Source organism: Acinetobacter pittii, from assembly GCF_022449185.1.
Classification (GTDB): Bacteria; Pseudomonadota; Gammaproteobacteria; order Pseudomonadales; family Moraxellaceae; genus Acinetobacter; species Acinetobacter pittii_I.
Genome location: NZ_JAKUKO010000004.1, coordinates 1 through 16,665 on the forward strand (window position 1 = coordinate 1; position 16,665 = coordinate 16,665).

General features: G+C 41.1%; 13 protein-coding genes, 1 tRNA gene and 1 pseudogene. 14 read left to right on the forward strand and 1 reads right to left on the reverse strand.

What is annotated here, in order from left to right; genetic code table 11:
* From MKX14_RS10330 to MKX14_RS10385, 12 genes and pseudogenes are all read left to right on the forward strand, one after another.
* Nucleotides 1–93 (forward strand): annotated as a pseudogene (locus MKX14_RS10330) (hypothetical protein); the annotation flags it as partial.
* 60 nt (nt 94–153) lie between these two features.
* Nucleotides 154–229, forward strand: a tRNA-Trp gene (locus MKX14_RS10335).
* Between the two features lie 75 nt (nt 230–304).
* Entirely contained in the window at nt 305–745 is a 441-nt protein-coding gene (gene secE, locus MKX14_RS10340; RefSeq protein ID WP_108009257.1) for a preprotein translocase subunit SecE, read from the forward strand.
* A gap of 7 nt (nt 746–752) precedes the next feature.
* Nucleotides 753–1,286: a transcription termination/antitermination protein NusG gene (nusG, locus tag MKX14_RS10345; protein ID WP_002115092.1), complete on the forward strand. Its 534-nt coding sequence runs from the start codon at nt 753–755 to the stop codon at nt 1,284–1,286.
* 109 nt (nt 1,287–1,395) lie between these two features.
* Entirely contained in the window at nt 1,396–1,824 is a 429-nt protein-coding gene (rplK, locus tag MKX14_RS10350; protein ID WP_001074682.1) for a 50S ribosomal protein L11, read from the forward strand.
* A 3-nt stretch (nt 1,825–1,827) separates the two neighbouring features.
* The gene (gene rplA, locus MKX14_RS10355; protein WP_005804118.1) at nt 1,828–2,523 is read left to right on the forward strand and encodes a 50S ribosomal protein L1; all 696 of its coding nucleotides are present in this window, start codon (nt 1,828–1,830) and stop codon (nt 2,521–2,523) included.
* Nucleotides 2,524–2,834: 311 nt separating this feature from the next.
* Complete coding sequence (gene rplJ, locus MKX14_RS10360) at nt 2,835–3,341, forward strand: 50S ribosomal protein L10 (protein ID WP_002115099.1); 507 nt, start codon at nt 2,835–2,837, stop codon at nt 3,339–3,341.
* A 42-nt stretch (nt 3,342–3,383) separates the two neighbouring features.
* On the forward strand, nt 3,384–3,755 hold the full coding sequence (gene rplL, locus MKX14_RS10365) for a 50S ribosomal protein L7/L12 (RefSeq protein WP_001229360.1): 372 nt from the start codon (nt 3,384–3,386) through the stop codon (nt 3,753–3,755).
* Nucleotides 3,756–4,059: 304 nt separating this feature from the next.
* Nucleotides 4,060–8,148, forward strand: coding sequence for a DNA-directed RNA polymerase subunit beta (gene rpoB / locus MKX14_RS10370; RefSeq protein ID WP_002114857.1), 4,089 nt, complete (start codon nt 4,060–4,062; stop codon nt 8,146–8,148).
* An 86-nt stretch (nt 8,149–8,234) separates the two neighbouring features.
* Nucleotides 8,235–12,428: a DNA-directed RNA polymerase subunit beta' gene (rpoC, locus tag MKX14_RS10375; RefSeq protein WP_002114988.1), complete on the forward strand. Its 4,194-nt coding sequence runs from the start codon at nt 8,235–8,237 to the stop codon at nt 12,426–12,428.
* 181 nt (nt 12,429–12,609) lie between these two features.
* Complete coding sequence (locus MKX14_RS10380) at nt 12,610–12,975, forward strand: hypothetical protein (RefSeq protein WP_046812204.1); 366 nt, start codon at nt 12,610–12,612, stop codon at nt 12,973–12,975.
* 203 nt (nt 12,976–13,178) lie between these two features.
* On the forward strand, nt 13,179–13,535 hold the full coding sequence (locus MKX14_RS10385; protein WP_002115127.1) for a hypothetical protein: 357 nt from the start codon (nt 13,179–13,181) through the stop codon (nt 13,533–13,535).
* Nucleotides 13,536–13,575: 40 nt separating this feature from the next.
* Here the strand turns inward: MKX14_RS10385 and MKX14_RS10390 are convergent, their stop codons facing one another.
* Nucleotides 13,576–14,061 (reverse strand): DUF4442 domain-containing protein, encoded by a 486-nt coding sequence (locus tag MKX14_RS10390; RefSeq protein WP_240282399.1) that lies wholly within the window; start codon nt 14,059–14,061, stop codon nt 13,576–13,578.
* Nucleotides 14,062–14,178: 117 nt separating this feature from the next.
* Between MKX14_RS10390 and MKX14_RS10395 the strand changes: the two genes are divergently transcribed.
* Together MKX14_RS10395 and MKX14_RS10400 are read left to right on the forward strand one after the other, a co-directional pair.
* Nucleotides 14,179–15,057: an alpha/beta fold hydrolase gene (locus MKX14_RS10395; protein WP_240282509.1), complete on the forward strand. Its 879-nt coding sequence runs from the start codon at nt 14,179–14,181 to the stop codon at nt 15,055–15,057.
* A gap of 76 nt (nt 15,058–15,133) precedes the next feature.
* On the forward strand, nt 15,134–16,498 hold the full coding sequence (locus MKX14_RS10400) for a Na+/H+ antiporter family protein (RefSeq protein WP_046812201.1): 1,365 nt from the start codon (nt 15,134–15,136) through the stop codon (nt 16,496–16,498).
* Nucleotides 16,499–16,665 lie beyond the last annotated feature (167 nt).

Below are 16,665 nucleotides of genomic sequence, written 5' to 3' on the forward strand. Positions count from 1 at the left end.
CACCCAATCGCAATGGACCCAGGTCTACGTTTTGCGATCCGTGAAGGTGGTCGTACTGTAGGTGCTGGTGTTGTTGCGAAAGTAACTGCATAAGCATATTATAGTGACGGATTACGTCTCAGGTTGAGGGCTTTGGCTCTCAACTTGCATTATAGGTCAGTAGTTCAATTGGTAGAGCGTCGGTCTCCAAAACCGAATGTTGGGGGTTCGAGTCCCTCCTGACCTGCCATATTTTGAAATAAAAAGCTTGATGCTGGCTTAGTTGTTCATATAATAAGTCGCGAGTTCTACGACGAGTACAAAAATGTCGAATGATAAATCGCGTGACGCATTGAGCGACGCGCCAATTCCTCAAAGAAATAATTCTGCTGAAGTTATTCGTTCTGGTTCGCCTCTAGATATTGTTCTATGGGTGATAGCAATAGCATTGTTGCTTTTAGCTACTATGGTGAATCAGCATTTGCCAGCGTATTGGGCACCAGCAAATAATGTTTGGGTGCGCGTTGGGGTAATTTTTGCTTGTATCGTTGTGGCTTTAGGTTTATTATACGCCACCCATCAAGGTAAAGGCTTCGTTCGCTTGCTAAAAGATGCACGAGTCGAATTGCGTCGAGTAACTTGGCCAACAAAACAAGAAACAGTCACTACATCGTGGCAGGTTCTATTGGTTGTAGTTGTCGCATCATTGGTTTTATGGTGCTTTGACTATGGTTTGGGTTGGTTAATTAAGTTGATTATCGGGTAAAAGAGCTATGAAACGTTGGTACATTATTCATGCCTACTCTGGCTATGAAAAACAAGTGATGCGTTCACTTACAGAACGAATCCAGCGTAGCGCTGTTGCCGATAGCTTTGGTGATGTCCTTGTTCCTACCGAAGAAGTGGTAGAAATGAAGGATGGTAAGAAACGTAAATCTGAGCGTAAATTCTTTCCTGGCTATGTGTTAGTCGAAATGGAAATGAATGATGATACTTGGCATATCGTTAAAGAATGTCCAAAGGTTCTAGGTTTTATTGGTGGTACACCTGAAAAACCAGCACCAATCACTCAACGTGAAGCAGATGCGATTCTTGCGCGTGTACGTAATACTGGTGAAGCACCACGTCCTAAAACGATGTTTGAGCCAGGTGAAGAATTACTTGTTATTGACGGTCCATTCACAGACTTTAAAGGTGTAGTGGAAGAAGTTCAATACGATAAGTCACGTTTAACGTTGACGATTAATGTATTTAATCGACCAACTCAGGTTGAACTCGAGTTTCGCCAAGTCGAAAAAACGATTTAATCTCAATTGGTTGAAAAGCGCCCGATTTTATCGGGCATTGTTGTTGTAACAGTAGTGTTGCGTAAAGATTGGGGAGCCTAGCGGCGTTTGTACCCAGAGGTATTTTAAAATGGCTAAGAAGATTGACGGCTATATCAAGCTGCAAGTTCCAGCTGGTAAAGCAAATCCATCTCCACCAATTGGTCCTGCGTTAGGTCAACGTGGTGTAAACATCATGGCATTCTGTAAAGAATTCAATGCTGCTACACAAAAAGTTGAACCAGGTCTTCCAATTCCTGTAGTGATTACTGTGTACAACGACAAGTCGTTCACATTCATCATGAAAACTCCTCCAGCTTCTATTCTTCTTAAGAAAGCTGCTGGTATTCAAAAGGGTTCATCTGTACCAAACAAAACTAAAGTTGGTAAGTTGACTCGTGCTCAGTTAGAAGAAATTGCGACTACTAAAGAACCAGATTTAACTGGTGCTGATTTAGACGCACGTGTTCGTACCATCGCTGGTTCTGCACGTTCTATGGGCTTGGAAGTGGAGCTATAAGACATGGCAAAGTTAACTAAACGTCAAAAAGCCATTGCTGCTGCTGTTGAAGCAAACAAAGTTTATACTTTGGAAGAAGCAGTACAAGTTCTTAACAGCCTACCTGCTGCAAAGTTCAAAGAATCTTTGGATGTAGCTGTAAATCTTGGTGTAGACCCACGTAAATCTGACCAGGTTGTTCGTGGCGCAACTACATTACCTGCAGGTACTGGTAAAACTGTACGTGTAGCTGTATTTGCTCAAGGCGCGCAAGCAGAAGCTGCTAAAGAAGCTGGTGCTGATGTTGTAGGTTTTGATGACCTTGCTGAAAGCATCCAAGGTGGAAACCTTGACTTTGATGTTGTAATCGCTGCTCCTGACGCTATGCGTGTTGTTGGTAAGCTCGGTACAATTCTTGGTCCACGTGGTTTAATGCCAAACCCTAAAGTTGGTACTGTAACTCCTGACGTAGCGAATGCTGTTAAAAACGCTAAATCTGGTCAGGCTCGTTACCGTGTAGACAAAGCGGGTATTATCCATGCTGCGATCGGTCAAGTAGGCTTTGATGCTGCTGCTATCCGTCAAAACGTTGAAACTTTAGTTGCTGACTTGAAAAAGTTAAAACCTGCAACTTCTAAAGGTGTATACATCAAAAAGATCACTTTGAGCTCAACTATGGGTCCTGGTCTTACTGTTGATGTAAACAACGTTTCTAACTAAGTTTAGACTTAGTAAAGAATTTTAAAGTCCTGATTGGGGACAGAACTTAAATAGAAATATTTTTCTATTTGGTTGGGTGGGGCAAAGCTTTATCCCTTACTCATCAGGCGGACTTTGAATTGATAAATGAGAATTTATCAGCGTCAAAGACCTCAGGCGAAGAGATGTCGTTTTCGAATAGCACTTTTCTTAATAAACCAGCCTGCGTAGACGCGGTGGTGTGATTTGTTCCTCCTCCGCGTGTAAGTCGAAAGGCTTACGAATTGGGAGTGTGCCCATTGGGTACATAAATCACCTTAGGAGGTTTTACAATGGCTCTTCTTATTGAAGACAAAAAACAGATCGTTGCGGAAGTAAGTGAAGTTGCTTCTAAGGCGTTTGCAGCCGTTGTTGCTGACTACCAAGGCTTAAGCGTAGAGCAATTAACAACACTTCGTGTTGAAGCTCGTAAGTTAGGTGTTTCTACACGTATTGTACGTAACACTTTGGCTAAACGCGCACTTCAAGATACTCAATTCAATATCTTGAACGACAACCTTGTTGGTCCAACAATTCTAGGTTTTTCAACTTCTGAAGATGACATGGGTGCAGCTGCACGTTTGTTCGAAGATTTTGCTAAAACTAACAAAGCATTTGAGTTAAAAGCTGCTGCATTTGACGGCAAAGTTTATCAAGGTGCTGACGTTAGCGTAATTGCAAACCTTCCGAACCAAGAGAAAGCTCTTACTATGCTTGCCTCTGTCCTTCAAGCTCCTATTTCGAAATTGGGTCGCCTTATTACAGCGCTCAAAGAGAAAAACGAGTCAGAAGCTGCTTAATCAATTTTACACACCATTCAATATCCATTTGGAGTTATTCTCATGGCTTTAACTAACGAAGAAATCTTAAACGCAGTTGCTGAAAAAACTGTTCTTGAACTTGTTGAATTAATTTCTGCTTTCGAAGAAAAATTCAACGTTTCAGCTGCAGCTGTTGCTGTTGCTGCTCCAGCTGGTGGCGCTGCTGCTGCTGCTGAAGAACAATCTGAATTCAACGTTGAGTTGACTTCTTTCGGTGCTAACAAAGTAGCTGTAATTAAAGCAGTTCGTGAAGCAACTGGCCTTGGTCTTAAAGAAGCTAAAGACCTAGTTGAAGGTGCTCCTCAAGTTCTTAAAGAAGGCGTTTCTAAAGAAGAAGGCGAAGAACTTAAGAAGAAACTTGAAGAAGCTGGTGCTACAGTTACACTTAAGTAATTGTAAAAGGAGTCGGTTTTTAAATCGGCTCCATAAAATGGCTGATGGCTCTTGGGTCATCAGCCTTTTTGCGTTACAATAATCGGCTCGATTTTTGTTAGTTTTGTTTGTTTTTTAGAAAAATTCAAATAAAGCAAGTAATTTCAAATGTTTACCAATATTTTTCTTTTTTAAAAATATTGTTAAGCGTTTTTATACCACTAAAAATTGCAGCATTTGTAAACAGTGGTGGCCATATCGGCCTGCGTAATTCCTTCTGAGCCCGTTCTGCAGGCGGGCTTGGTTTACTTTCCGAGGACTCCAGATGGCATACTCATATACCGAAAAGAAACGGATCCGTAAGAATTTTGGTAAATTGCCCCAAGTAATGGATGCACCGTACTTACTTTCGATTCAGGTCGATTCGTACAGAACATTCTTGCAAGATGGCAAAACTCCAAAAAACCGCGAAGATATCGGTCTCCAAGCCGCATTTCGTTCAGTTTTTCCTATCGAAAGTTATTCTGGCAATGCTGCTTTAGAATTTGTTGAGTATAGCCTTGGTAAACCTGAGTTCGATGTACGCGAATGTATTCTTCGTGGTTCGACTTATGCGGCACCAATGCGCGTTAAAATTCGTTTGATTATTAAAGATCGCGAAACTAAATCAATTAAAGACGTAAGAGAACAAGAAGTCTATATGGGTGAAATACCACTCATGACTGAAAATGGTACATTCGTCATTAATGGTACTGAGCGTGTAATCGTATCTCAATTACATCGTTCACCAGGCGTTTTCTTTGATCACGATAAAGGTAAAACCCACTCAAGTGGTAAAGTGTTGTATTCAGCACGTATCATTCCTTACCGTGGTTCATGGTTAGACTTCGAATTTGATGCAAAAGACTTAGTTTACGTACGTATTGACCGTCGTCGTAAATTACTTGCTACTGTTGTGTTACGTGCACTAGGTTATAACAACGAACAAATCTTGAATTTGTTCTATGAAAAAGTACCTGTGTATCTTGATATGGGCAGTTACCAGATTGACCTAGTACCTGAACGTTTACGTGGGGAAATGGCTCAATTTGATATTGCTGACAATGACGGTAAAGTTATTGTTGAGCAAGGTAAACGTATTAATGCTCGTCACGTACGTCAAATGGAAGCTGCTGGTTTAACAAAACTTTCAGTTCCTGATGAGTACTTATATGAGCGTATCACTGCTGAAAATATTACTTTGCGTGATGGTGAAGTAATTGCTGCGAATACTTTGTTAAGCCATGAAGTTATGGTGAAGTTGGCAGAAGGTGGTGTTAAGCAGTTCAATATCTTGTTTACGAATGATATTGACCGTGGTTCGTTTGTTGCTGACACATTACGTGCAGATACAACAGCTGGTCGTGAAGAAGCATTAGTTGAAATTTATAAAGTAATGCGTCCAGGCGAGCCGCCAACAAAAGAAGCTGCTGAAAACTTATTCAACAACTTATTCTTCTCTTCTGAGCGTTATGACTTATCTCCAGTAGGTCGTATGAAGTTCAACCGTCGTTTGGGTCGTCCATACGAAGTTGGTACTGACCAGAAGTCACGTGAAGTAGAAGGTATTTTATCGCACGAAGATATCATTGATGTATTACGTACATTAGTTGAAATCCGTAACGGTAAAGGTGAAGTCGACGATATCGATCACTTGGGTAACCGTCGTGTACGTTCTGTTGGTGAAATGACTGAAAACCAATTCCGTGTTGGTTTGGTTCGTGTTGAACGTGCAGTTAAAGAACGTTTAAGCCAAGCAGAAACAGATAACTTGTCTCCACAAGATCTAATTAACGCTAAACCAGTTGCTGCTGCAATCAAAGAATTCTTTGGTTCAAGCCAATTATCTCAGTTCATGGACCAAAACAACCCATTATCTGAGATTACTCATAAACGTCGTGTATCAGCGCTTGGGCCTGGTGGTTTAACACGTGAACGTGCGGGCTTTGAAGTACGTGACGTACATCAAACTCACTATGGTCGTGTATGTCCAATTGAAACGCCGGAAGGTCCAAACATTGGTTTGATCAACTCGCTTTCAGTATATGCAAAAGCAAATGACTTTGGTTTCTTGGAAACACCTTACCGTAAAGTGGTAGATGGTCGAGTAACTGATGCAGTTGAATACCTTTCTGCGATTGAAGAAGTAGGTACTGTTATTGCACAGGCCGATTCTGCAGTAGATAAAGATGGCAACTTAACAGAAGAGTTTGTTTCTGTTCGTCATCAAGGTGAATTCGTACGTATGCCACCAGAAAAAGTGACGCATATGGACGTTTCTGCTCAGCAGGTCGTATCTGTTGCTGCATCACTTATTCCATTCCTTGAACACGATGACGCGAACCGTGCGCTTATGGGTTCAAACATGCAACGTCAGGCAGTTCCTACTCTACGTGCGGATAAACCGCTTGTAGGTACAGGTATGGAAGCGAACGTTGCACGTGACTCTGGTGTGTGTGTAATTGCAAACCGTGGTGGTGCAATTGAATACGTAGATGCTTCTCGTATCGTTATTCGTGTAAACGAAGATGAAATGATTGCTGGTGAGGCTGGTGTAGATATCTACAACCTCATTAAATATACGCGTTCTAACCAGAACACTTGTATCAACCAAAATATTATCGTGAATTTGGGCGACAAAGTTGCTCGCGGTGATATCTTGGCAGACGGTCCGTCTACAGATATGGGTGAGCTTGCGCTTGGTCAAAACATGCGCGTTGCATTCATGACTTGGAATGGTTACAACTATGAAGACTCGATCTTATTATCTGAGCGCGTACTTCAAGAAGACCGTTTAACTTCTATTCATATTCAAGAATTATCTTGTGTAGCGCGTGATACTAAGTTAGGTGCAGAAGAAATTACTGCCGATATTCCTAACGTTGGTGAAGCTGCACTTTCTAAACTTGATGAATCAGGTATCGTTTATATCGGTGCTGAAGTTACAGCAGGTGACATCCTCGTTGGTAAAGTAACGCCTAAAGGTGAAACTCAGTTAACTCCTGAAGAAAAATTGCTTCGTGCAATCTTTGGTGAGAAAGCAGCTGACGTTAAAGATTCATCTTTACGTGTTCCATCTGGTACAAAAGGTACAGTTATCGATGTTCAAGTCTTCACTCGTGATGGCTTAGAGAAAGATGACCGTGCATTGGCTATCGAAAAAGCACAGCTTGATGCTTACCGTAAAGACTTGAAAGAAGAATACAAGATCTTTGAAGAAGCAGCTCGTGAGCGTGTAATTCGTTTGCTTAAAGGCCAAGAGTCTAATGGCGGTGGTTCAACTAAACGTGGTGACAAACTCGTTGAAGAAGTGTTATCTGGTTTAGAGCTTGTTGATTTACTTGAAATTCAACCGGCAGATGAAGCAATCGCTGAGCGTTTAACTCAAATTCAAGTGTTCTTAAAAGAAAAGAGCGCAGAAATTGATGAGAAATTCGCTGAGAAGAAACGTAAGCTTGCAACAGGTGATGAATTAACAACTGGCGTATTGAAAGTTGTTAAAGTTTACTTAGCTGTTAAACGTCGTATTCAGCCTGGTGATAAGATGGCTGGTCGTCACGGTAACAAGGGTGTTGTATCTAACATCTTACCTGTTGAAGACATGCCACACGATGCTAACGGTGTACCGGTAGATATCGTATTGAACCCGTTGGGCGTACCATCTCGTATGAACGTGGGTCAGATTCTTGAGACTCACTTAGGTATGGCGGCTAAAGGGCTTGGTGATAAAATCGAGAAAATGTTGAAAGAACAACGTACAGTTTTAGAACTGCGTGAATTCTTAGACAAGATTTATAACAAAGTCGGTGGTGAGCAAGAAGATCTTGATAGCTTAACTGATGCTGAAGTCTTGGCACTTTCAGGCAACTTACGTGCAGGTGTACCTTTAGCTACTCCTGTATTTGATGGTGCTGAAGAAAGCCAAATTAAAGACTTGCTTGAGTTAGCTGGTATCTCTCGTACAGGCCAAACAGTATTGTTTGATGGCCGTACTGGTGAACAGTTTGATCGTCCTGTAACTGTAGGTTACATGTACATGCTCAAATTGAACCACTTGGTTGATGACAAGATGCATGCGCGTTCAACTGGTTCTTACTCTCTTGTTACACAGCAACCGCTTGGTGGTAAAGCACAATTCGGTGGTCAGCGTTTCGGTGAGATGGAGGTCTGGGCACTCGAAGCTTACGGCGCAGCATATACTCTCCAAGAGATGTTAACTGTTAAGTCGGATGACGTCGAAGGTCGTACACGCATCTATAAGAATATTGTAGATGGTAACCATTATATGGATCCGGGTATGCCTGAATCGTTCAACGTATTGACCAAAGAGATCCGTTCTTTAGGTATCAACATTGAACTGAAAAATGGTGATTAAGTCATAAGACTCACGATTTTTTAGGTAAAAACAATATTTGTGACCCAGTCGGGTAAGCGTTGCTTCCCGACACACGGAGAAAAAAATTGAAAGACTTGCTCGATATCATGCGTAAAAAAACGGACTCAGATGGTCATGCACCAATTGAGTTTGACCGTATCCGTATTGGTCTTGCGTCACCAGAAATGATTAAGTCATGGTCTCATGGTGAAGTTAAAAAACCTGAGACAATTAACTACCGTACTTTTAAACCAGAACGTGACGGTTTGTTCTGTGCCAAAATTTTTGGTCCAGTAAAAGATTACGAATGCTTGTGTGGTAAATACAAGCGTATGAAATACAAAGGCGTCATTTGTGAAAAATGTGGCGTTGAAGTAACTACAGCGAAAGTTCGTCGTGAACGTATGGGTCACATTGAACTTGCTTCTCCAGTTGCACATATCTGGTTCTTAAAATCGTTACCGAGCCGTATCGGTTTATTATTAGATATGACACTTCGTGATATCGAACGTGTATTGTATTTCGAATCATACGTTGTAACTGACCCAGGTATGACTCCGTTTGAAAAGTATCAACTTTTAACAGACGAAGAATACTTCAATGCACTTGAAGAACACGGTGATGAATTCACTGCGAAAATGGGTGCAGAAGCGGTTCAGGACTTATTGAAAGATATCGATCTTGAAGCTGAAATCGCACGTTTACGTGAAGAAATTCCTCAAACAACTTCTGAAACGAAGTTGAAAAAAGCGTCTAAACGCTTGAAATTGATGGAAGCATTCAAAGATTCAAACAACAAGCCAGAATGGATGGTGATGAATGTACTTCCTGTACTTCCACCTGATTTACGTCCATTAGTTCCACTTGAAGGTGGTCGTTTCGCGACTTCTGACTTGAACGATTTATATCGTCGTGTCATTAACCGTAACAACCGTTTGAAGCGTCTTCTTGACCTTGCCGCTCCAGATATCATCGTACGTAACGAAAAACGTATGTTACAAGAGTCTGTAGATGCATTGCTTGATAACGGTCGTCGTGGTCGAGCGATTACTGGTTCTAACAAGCGCCCATTAAAATCTTTGGCAGATATGATCAAAGGTAAACAAGGTCGTTTCCGTCAGAACTTATTAGGTAAGCGTGTTGACTATTCTGGTCGTTCGGTAATTACTGTAGGTCCTACTTTACGTCTTCACCAATGTGGTCTTCCGAAGAAAATGGCACTTGAATTATTTAAGCCATTCATTTTCGCGAAACTACAAGCTTCAGGTCAGGCGACTACCATTAAAGCTGCGAAGAAAATGGTTGAGCGTGAGACTCCGGAAGTTTGGGACGTTCTTGCTTCTGTAATTCGTCAACACCCAGTAATGTTGAACCGTGCGCCAACACTTCACCGTTTAGGTCTTCAAGCATTTGAACCTATTCTTATTGAAGGTAAGGCAATCCGTCTTCACCCACTCGTTTGTGCTGCGTTTAACGCCGACTTCGATGGTGACCAAATGGCGGTACACGTTCCATTGACACTTGAAGCACAGTTAGAAGCTCGTGCATTGATGATGTCAACAAACAACATCTTGTCACCAGCAAACGGTGAGCCAATCATCGTTCCTTCTCAGGACGTTGTCTTGGGTCTTTACTACATCACACGTGATGCTGTAAATGCCAAAGGTGAAGGCATGGTGTTCGCGGATACTCATGAAGTAAACCGTGCACTTGCTACTGGACAGGTTGCGATCCATGCGCGTGTTAAAGTACGTGTACACCAAACTGTTATCAATGAAAATGGTGAACGTGAACACCAAACTATTATTGTTGATACAACACCTGGTCGTTGTTTGCTTTGGGAAATTGTTCCACAAGGCTTAAGCTTTGACATGATCAACCTTGAGATGACTAAAAAGAACATCTCTAAATTGATCAACTCTTGCTACCGTAAACTTGGTTTGAAAGATACAGTTATCTTTGCTGACCAATTAATGTACTTGGGCTTCCGTCAAGCGACTCGTTCAGGTGTATCTGTAGGTATGGAAGACATGCTCATTCCACCTACTAAGCACACAATTATTGATAAAGCAGAAACAGAAGTTCGTGAAATCGAACAACAGTTCGAACAAGGTTTCGTAACTGCTGGTGAGCGTTATAACAAAGTTGTCGATATCTGGGCGCGTACAAACGACCAAGTTGCTAAAGCAATGATGGATAACTTGTCTTATACACTTGTTAAAAACAAACAAGGTGAAGACGAGAAACAAAAATCATTCAACAGCATCTATATGATGTCTGACTCGGGTGCCCGTGGTAGTGCGGCGCAGATTCGTCAGCTTGCTGGTATGCGTGGTTTGATGGCAAAACCGGATGGCTCGATTATTGAGACTCCGATTAAAGCGAACTTCCGTGAAGGTTTAACAGTACTTCAGTACTTTATTTCAACACACGGTGCGCGTAAAGGTTTGGCCGATACAGCATTGAAAACTGCGAACTCTGGTTACTTGACTCGTCGTCTTGTAGACGTAGCGCAAGACTTGGTAATTACTGAACCTGACTGTGGTACAGCGGGTGGTTTAGTAATGACTCCATTCATTCAGGGTGGTGATGTCATCGAGCCATTACGTGACCGCGTATTAGGTCGTGTAACTGCTGAAGATGTACGTCGTGCATCTGATGATGAAGTTGTATTACCTCGCGGTACGTTAATTGACGAGAAAATCGCAGCTCAGCTTGAAGAAGCTGGTGTCGATGAAGTTAAAGTACGCTCAGTAATCGCATGTGAATCAACATTCGGTGTATGTGCTCGTTGTTATGGTCGTGACCTTGCACGTGGTCACTTGGTGAACCCAGGTGAATCAGTAGGTGTAATGGCTGCACAGTCAATTGGTGAGCCAGGTACACAGTTAACGATGCGTACGTTCCACGTTGGTGGTGCTGCGAGCCGAACTTCTGCTGCGAACAGCGTTCAAGTACGTAACAAAGGTACTGTACGTTTCCATAACGTGAAAACTGTACAACATGCAAAAGGCCACTTGGTTTCAGTTTCACGTTCAGGTGAAATTGGTATTGCCGATGATTTAGGTCGTGAGCGCGAGCGTTATAAACTTCCTTACGGTGCAAGCATCTTGTTGAAAGATGGTGAAGCTGTAGAAGCTGGCGGTATCGTAGCGACTTGGGATCCGCATACACATCCATTGGTAACAGAAGTTGCCGGTAAAGCGCGCTTCAGCCAAATCGCTGATGGCGTAACTGCAACATCGAAAACTGATGATGCAACTGGTATGACTACTGTTGAAATCTTGCCTGTAACAGCTCGTCCTGCTTCTGGTAAAGATTTACGTCCTGCAATCGTGTTGGATACAACAGATGGCGGCGAACAGTTCTACTTCTTGCCACAAAATACAATCGTAACTGTCCGTGATGGCGAAACGATTGGTGTGGGTGACGTTATTGGTCGTGTACCACAAGAAACATCACGTACTCGTGATATTACCGGTGGTCTTCCGCGTGTAGCTGACTTGTTCGAAGCGCGTAAGCCAAAAGAGCATGCAATTCTTGCTGAAGTATCAGGTGTTGTAAGCTTCGGTAAAGAGACTAAGGGTAAAAACCGTTTGGTAATTACTCCTGATGATGGTTCTGAGATTTACGAAGAATTGATTCCAAAATGGCGTCAAATCAACGTATTCGAAGGCGAGCATGTGAACCGTGGTGAGACTATTTCTGATGGTCCACAAAACCCACATGACATCTTGCGTTTGAAAGGTGAAGTTGCATTAACTAACTACATCGTGAACGAAGTTCAAGACGTTTACCGTCTCCAAGGTGTAAAAATCAACGATAAGCACATTGAAGTTATCGTACGTCAAATGTTGCGTAAAGTTGATATCACTGATGGCGGTGATACAAGCTTCATTAAAGGTGAGCAAGTGGATTACATCCGCGTTGTTCAAGAGAACCAAGCTGTCTTGGCTCAGAACAAGTTCCCTGCGAAGTTTGAACGTCAATTGATGGGTATTACGAAAGCATCGCTTTCTACTGACTCGTTCATCTCTGCTGCATCGTTCCAGGAAACAACTCGTGTGTTAACTGAAGCGGCTGTAACAGGTAAAGAAGATGATTTACGTGGCTTAAAAGAAAACGTTGTAGTAGGTCGCTTGATTCCAGCAGGTACTGGTCTTGCGTACCACTTAGAGCGTCGTCGTCAAGAAGCAGAAGCTGCAGAGCATGAGCTTCATAATGACTTCAGCGAAGTAGACCAAGCATTCAGCCAAGCATTAAACTCTGAACAATTCTAAGTTTAGAATGGCACTAAAAAAGGCACCTTAGGGTGCCTTTTTTTATTTATATTTATTTATAACAATTTCAAATTGTAATTACATAAATATATTAAAGAGCAATTATTTTATTACTTAAGCGGGATAAAGACTCCACAAAAACACATTAGGCTACCTGCTTATGAAGACTGGAGTAAATCTAATGAAAAAAATGATGATGATTGTTAGTATTGGCCTGATGTCTACAACTTTGTTTGTTGGTTGTCAGAATGCAAGCCCAGAAAGTCAACGTATTGGTTCAGCTGCTATTGGTGGTGGCGCAGGTGGTGCGGTAGGAAAACACGTGGGCGGAAATATCGGTGCAGGTCTAGGAGCGGCACTCGGTGCAGGTGTTGCAGCTAATGCAAAAGGGTCTAGCAGTAAAACCGTACGTAATAGTGCAATTGGTGCTGGTGTCGGCGCAGTATTAGGTGGAGCAATTATTGGTGGCGATGCTGGTGCTGCTACAGGCGGAGCATTGGGTGGTAGTGCTGGTGCAGCCTATGAAGAGAAGAAAGGGAAGTACTAAAACTATTCTTAATAATATCTAAACCTAGAAGTCTTTAACTTATTAAGGACTTCTTTTTTATAATTAAAATTTTGCTAATAAATATAAAAGGAAGAGCTTTACAAAATATCAATCGATTAGGACAGATGAATAACACAATCTGACTAAATTCCTCATAAAAGGGGATTATTCTTTTCATTAGAACAGGTATTGGGAGTATGGCCATGAAAAAAACAATTGGATTAGTTTCTGCTTTAATGTTGTCTACACTTATGTTCACAGGCTGCCAAAATATGAGCCCATCTGACCAACGTATTGGTGCAGCAGCAGCAGGTGGAGCACTTGGTGGTGGTTTAGGTAACCATGTAGGTGGAGGTATTGGTGCAGGCTTAGGCGCAGCGGTAGGTGCAGGCGTAGGTTCTAATACCCAAGGCGGCAGTAAACAGACAACGACTAAGAGTGCGATTGGTGCTGGTATCGGTTCAGTCGTAGGTAAAGCACTGATTGGTGGTGACTCTGGTGCTGCAATTGGCGGTGCAATCGGTGGTGGTGCTGGTGCAGCGATTGAAGAGAAAAGATAAAAAATTAACAAATAAAAATAAGCGCTTTTAGCGCTTATTTTTATTGAGGAAAAGGTTTCGCCTTTTTACGTCTGATATAAAGCGTTTTCTGAACCTCTGCAATTCTTACCCCCGATTCATCAAAAATGTTTAGATGATAAGTTCTTAAAACAGGTTCATAGTCCTCGGCAAGTTCACGAATTTGTTCTATTTCAGCTAAATCAACTCGAATATCTGCATGTACAGTACTGCGTCCTGGAGAAAGAAAATTGATTTCGGCAGCTTTGTCCCAAACAATATATTTTGATCCGAGATGATGCATAAGAATCATCATATAAAATGGGTCAACCATTGAATAAAGGCTTCCACCAAAATGTGTACCGACTAAATTTTGGTTTTTCCAAGTCAGCGGCATCTTTACACGCACATGGCAAAGTTCTAAATTCATGATTTCAATATAAATCCCCGCGCCACGATAAGGGGGGTAGTGATTAAATAGAAATTTTGAAATCGTAGGATTGTTCTGAAGTCTTCTTAAAATAGCCATAATAGTCAATTTTTTTTATTGCAACAGTATTCATACTAGATAAGTATCATCTTTTTTATATTGATGGCAATGCTCTATCCGACTAACGACATGATCGATTGAAAAACAAGATAGGAAATAATTATGCAGCCAAAAGTTTATACAGTTACAACAAGTGATCAACAAACGCTTTGTGCTAAAACATGGGGTGACGAAAAAAATACTCCCTTGGTTTTAGTACATGGTTACCCAGACAACCAAGAAGTATGGGAATCAATCATTGAGCATTTGATCAATGACTTCTACATTGTTACTTACGATGTGCGTGGAGCTGGTTTGTCATCTATACCAAAACGTATACGTGATTATCGTTTAGAGCGTTTATCTCTAGATCTCCAAGAAGTTGTTGATGAGTTATTGCCAAATCGTCAATTCCATATGGCTGCACATGATTGGGGATCAATTCAGTCTTGGGAGTCAGTCACTGAGCCTAAGTTCAAAGGTCGTTTATTATCATACACCACCATTTCTGGGCCATGTCTTGATCATGCCGCTTTATTTTTACGTGACAAATTTAAATCTTCACCCGCTCAAATCTTAAAAATATTAACCAAATCTTGGTATATCGGGGCCTTCCATCTTCCTTTATTAGCACCAACGGTATGGTCTCTATTTAGTCCTGAAAAATGGGGTAAAGTTCTTACTCAGCTGGAAAGGAAAAGTAATTTACCTTTAAATAATAATATTAATGCTGATGGTAAATATGGCATTAATTTATATCGTGCCAATTTTATTCCTCGCTTAACTGGCCCACGTCAACGTTATGCGCAGTGCCCAGTAAAAGCTGTTATTTTAAAATATGATACTTTTGTAAGCCCAGAATACATTACTGAGGCTATGCCAAAGTGGGTTGAAAAATTTGAATATGTAGAGCTTGAAGCAAATCACTGGGCAGTACTTAGTCAACCTGAAAAAATTGCGGATTATATACGTCAATTTATCGTGAAAAATGTATAAATAAAAATCATAGGATAGCAATCGCTCAATTTAAACTCTGTTAAAATGACGCCCTCGTTTCATTTAGTTCAAAGTTATGTTTGCGATTATTGCAGCGGTTGCTGTCATGTTTGGCCTTTCCCTAGGACGTGTTCCAGTCGTATTTGCATTGGTCATTGGCGCTTTGACTGGTGGCTTGTTGGCTGGTTTAGGGCTACAAGGTACTTTAGATGCATTTAATAATGGCTTGGGCGGTGGTGCAAAAATTGCGCTAGCTTATGGCGTGTTAGGTGCTTTCGCTTTAGCTTTGGCACGTTCAGGTTTACCTGATCTTTTAGCTTATAAACTTGTTAAAAGTCTCAAAAATGACGCAGATATACGTGCACAAATGCAGGTGAAATTTCTCATTTTTAGTACGATTGGACTTGCAGCTATCGCATCACAAAATGTCATTCCTGTACATATCGCATTTATACCTGTCTTAATTCCGCCCTTACTTATTGTATTTAATCATTTACGTTTAGATCGTAGAGCTGTCGCTTGTGTACTTACGTTTGGTTTAGTCGCTACGTATATGTTCTTACCAATGGGATTTGGTGCAATTTTCTTAAATGATATTTTAGCGCATAACATTAATCATTTTGGTCAAAGCTATGGTTTTCATATCAGTAATGATCAAATTCCACGAGCAATGTTAATCCCTGTATCGGGAATGTTCTTAGGGATGCTAATAGCTGTTTTTATTAGCTATCGTAAACCTCGAGATTACCAAGATAAAACATTACATAATGTTACTCGTAGCATTGCTGGAGAAATGATTCAGGAACAACAAGCTCCTCAAATTGCACGGTTTACCTTGTTTATGGCTGCTTTTGCAGTAATAGCTACAATTATTGTTCAACTTTATTCAGACTCTATGATTGTCGCAGGGCTGGTAGGTGTTGCGATTTTGAGCTGTGCAGGAATTTTCAAATGGAAAGAAGCTGATGATGTTATCGTTAGTGGTATGAGAATGATGGCATTGGTTGGCTTTACTATGATTGCTGCTCAAGGCTTTGCAGCGGTGATTGAGGCAACACATCAAGTTCCTGAATTGGTCAAAGCCACAGCTGGATGGATTGGTGATAGTAAAGCACTTGCTGCTTTTGTGATGTTGTTAGTGGGATTATTGATTACTTTAGGAATTGGTTCTTCATTTTCTACTGTGCCAATTTTGGCAATCATGTACGTACCTTTATGTTTACAATTTGGTTTCTCTCCTATGGCTACAATTGCACTTATTGGTACAGCAGCAGCATTAGGTGATGCTGGATCGCCAGCCTCTGACTCAACCTTAGGGCCAACAGCTGGTTTAGGGGTAGACGGGCAACATGATCATATTTGGGATACGGTTGTACCTACATTTGTTCACTTCAATATTCCGCTATTAATTTTTGGCTGGATTGCAGCAATGGTTTTATAATTTTTTATAAAATATTGAATCATAAACCTTCTTAATAACGATCTTTAGATTTAAATTAAGAAGGTTTTTTTATTGTCTAAATAAAACATGTATTCAAAATAAATTATATTAAAATACTCGGAATTTAAAAGTATATTAAAATAGTTGGTATTATAAAATAATCTTGA

Bases quoted from the DNA above. Each gene is read 5' to 3' on its own strand.
- rplK (WP_001074682.1), top strand. From the start codon at position 1,396: ATGGCTAAGAAGATTGACGGCTATATCAAGCTGCAAGTTCCAGCTGGT.
- MKX14_RS10385 (WP_002115127.1), top strand. From the start codon at position 13,179: ATGAAAAAAACAATTGGATTAGTTTCTGCTTTAATGTTGTCTACACTT.
- rplL (WP_001229360.1), top strand. From the start codon at position 3,384: ATGGCTTTAACTAACGAAGAAATCTTAAACGCAGTTGCTGAAAAAACT.
- rplA (WP_005804118.1), top strand. From the start codon at position 1,828: ATGGCAAAGTTAACTAAACGTCAAAAAGCCATTGCTGCTGCTGTTGAA.
- secE (WP_108009257.1), top strand. From the start codon at position 305: ATGTCGAATGATAAATCGCGTGACGCATTGAGCGACGCGCCAATTCCT.
- rpoB (WP_002114857.1), top strand. From the start codon at position 4,060: ATGGCATACTCATATACCGAAAAGAAACGGATCCGTAAGAATTTTGGT.
- MKX14_RS10390 (WP_240282399.1), bottom strand. From the start codon at position 14,061: ATGGCTATTTTAAGAAGACTTCAGAACAATCCTACGATTTCAAAATTT.
- nusG (WP_002115092.1), top strand. From the start codon at position 753: ATGAAACGTTGGTACATTATTCATGCCTACTCTGGCTATGAAAAACAA.
- MKX14_RS10380 (WP_046812204.1), top strand. From the start codon at position 12,610: ATGAAAAAAATGATGATGATTGTTAGTATTGGCCTGATGTCTACAACT.
- MKX14_RS10400 (WP_046812201.1), top strand. From the start codon at position 15,134: ATGTTTGCGATTATTGCAGCGGTTGCTGTCATGTTTGGCCTTTCCCTA.
- rplJ (WP_002115099.1), top strand. From the start codon at position 2,835: ATGGCTCTTCTTATTGAAGACAAAAAACAGATCGTTGCGGAAGTAAGT.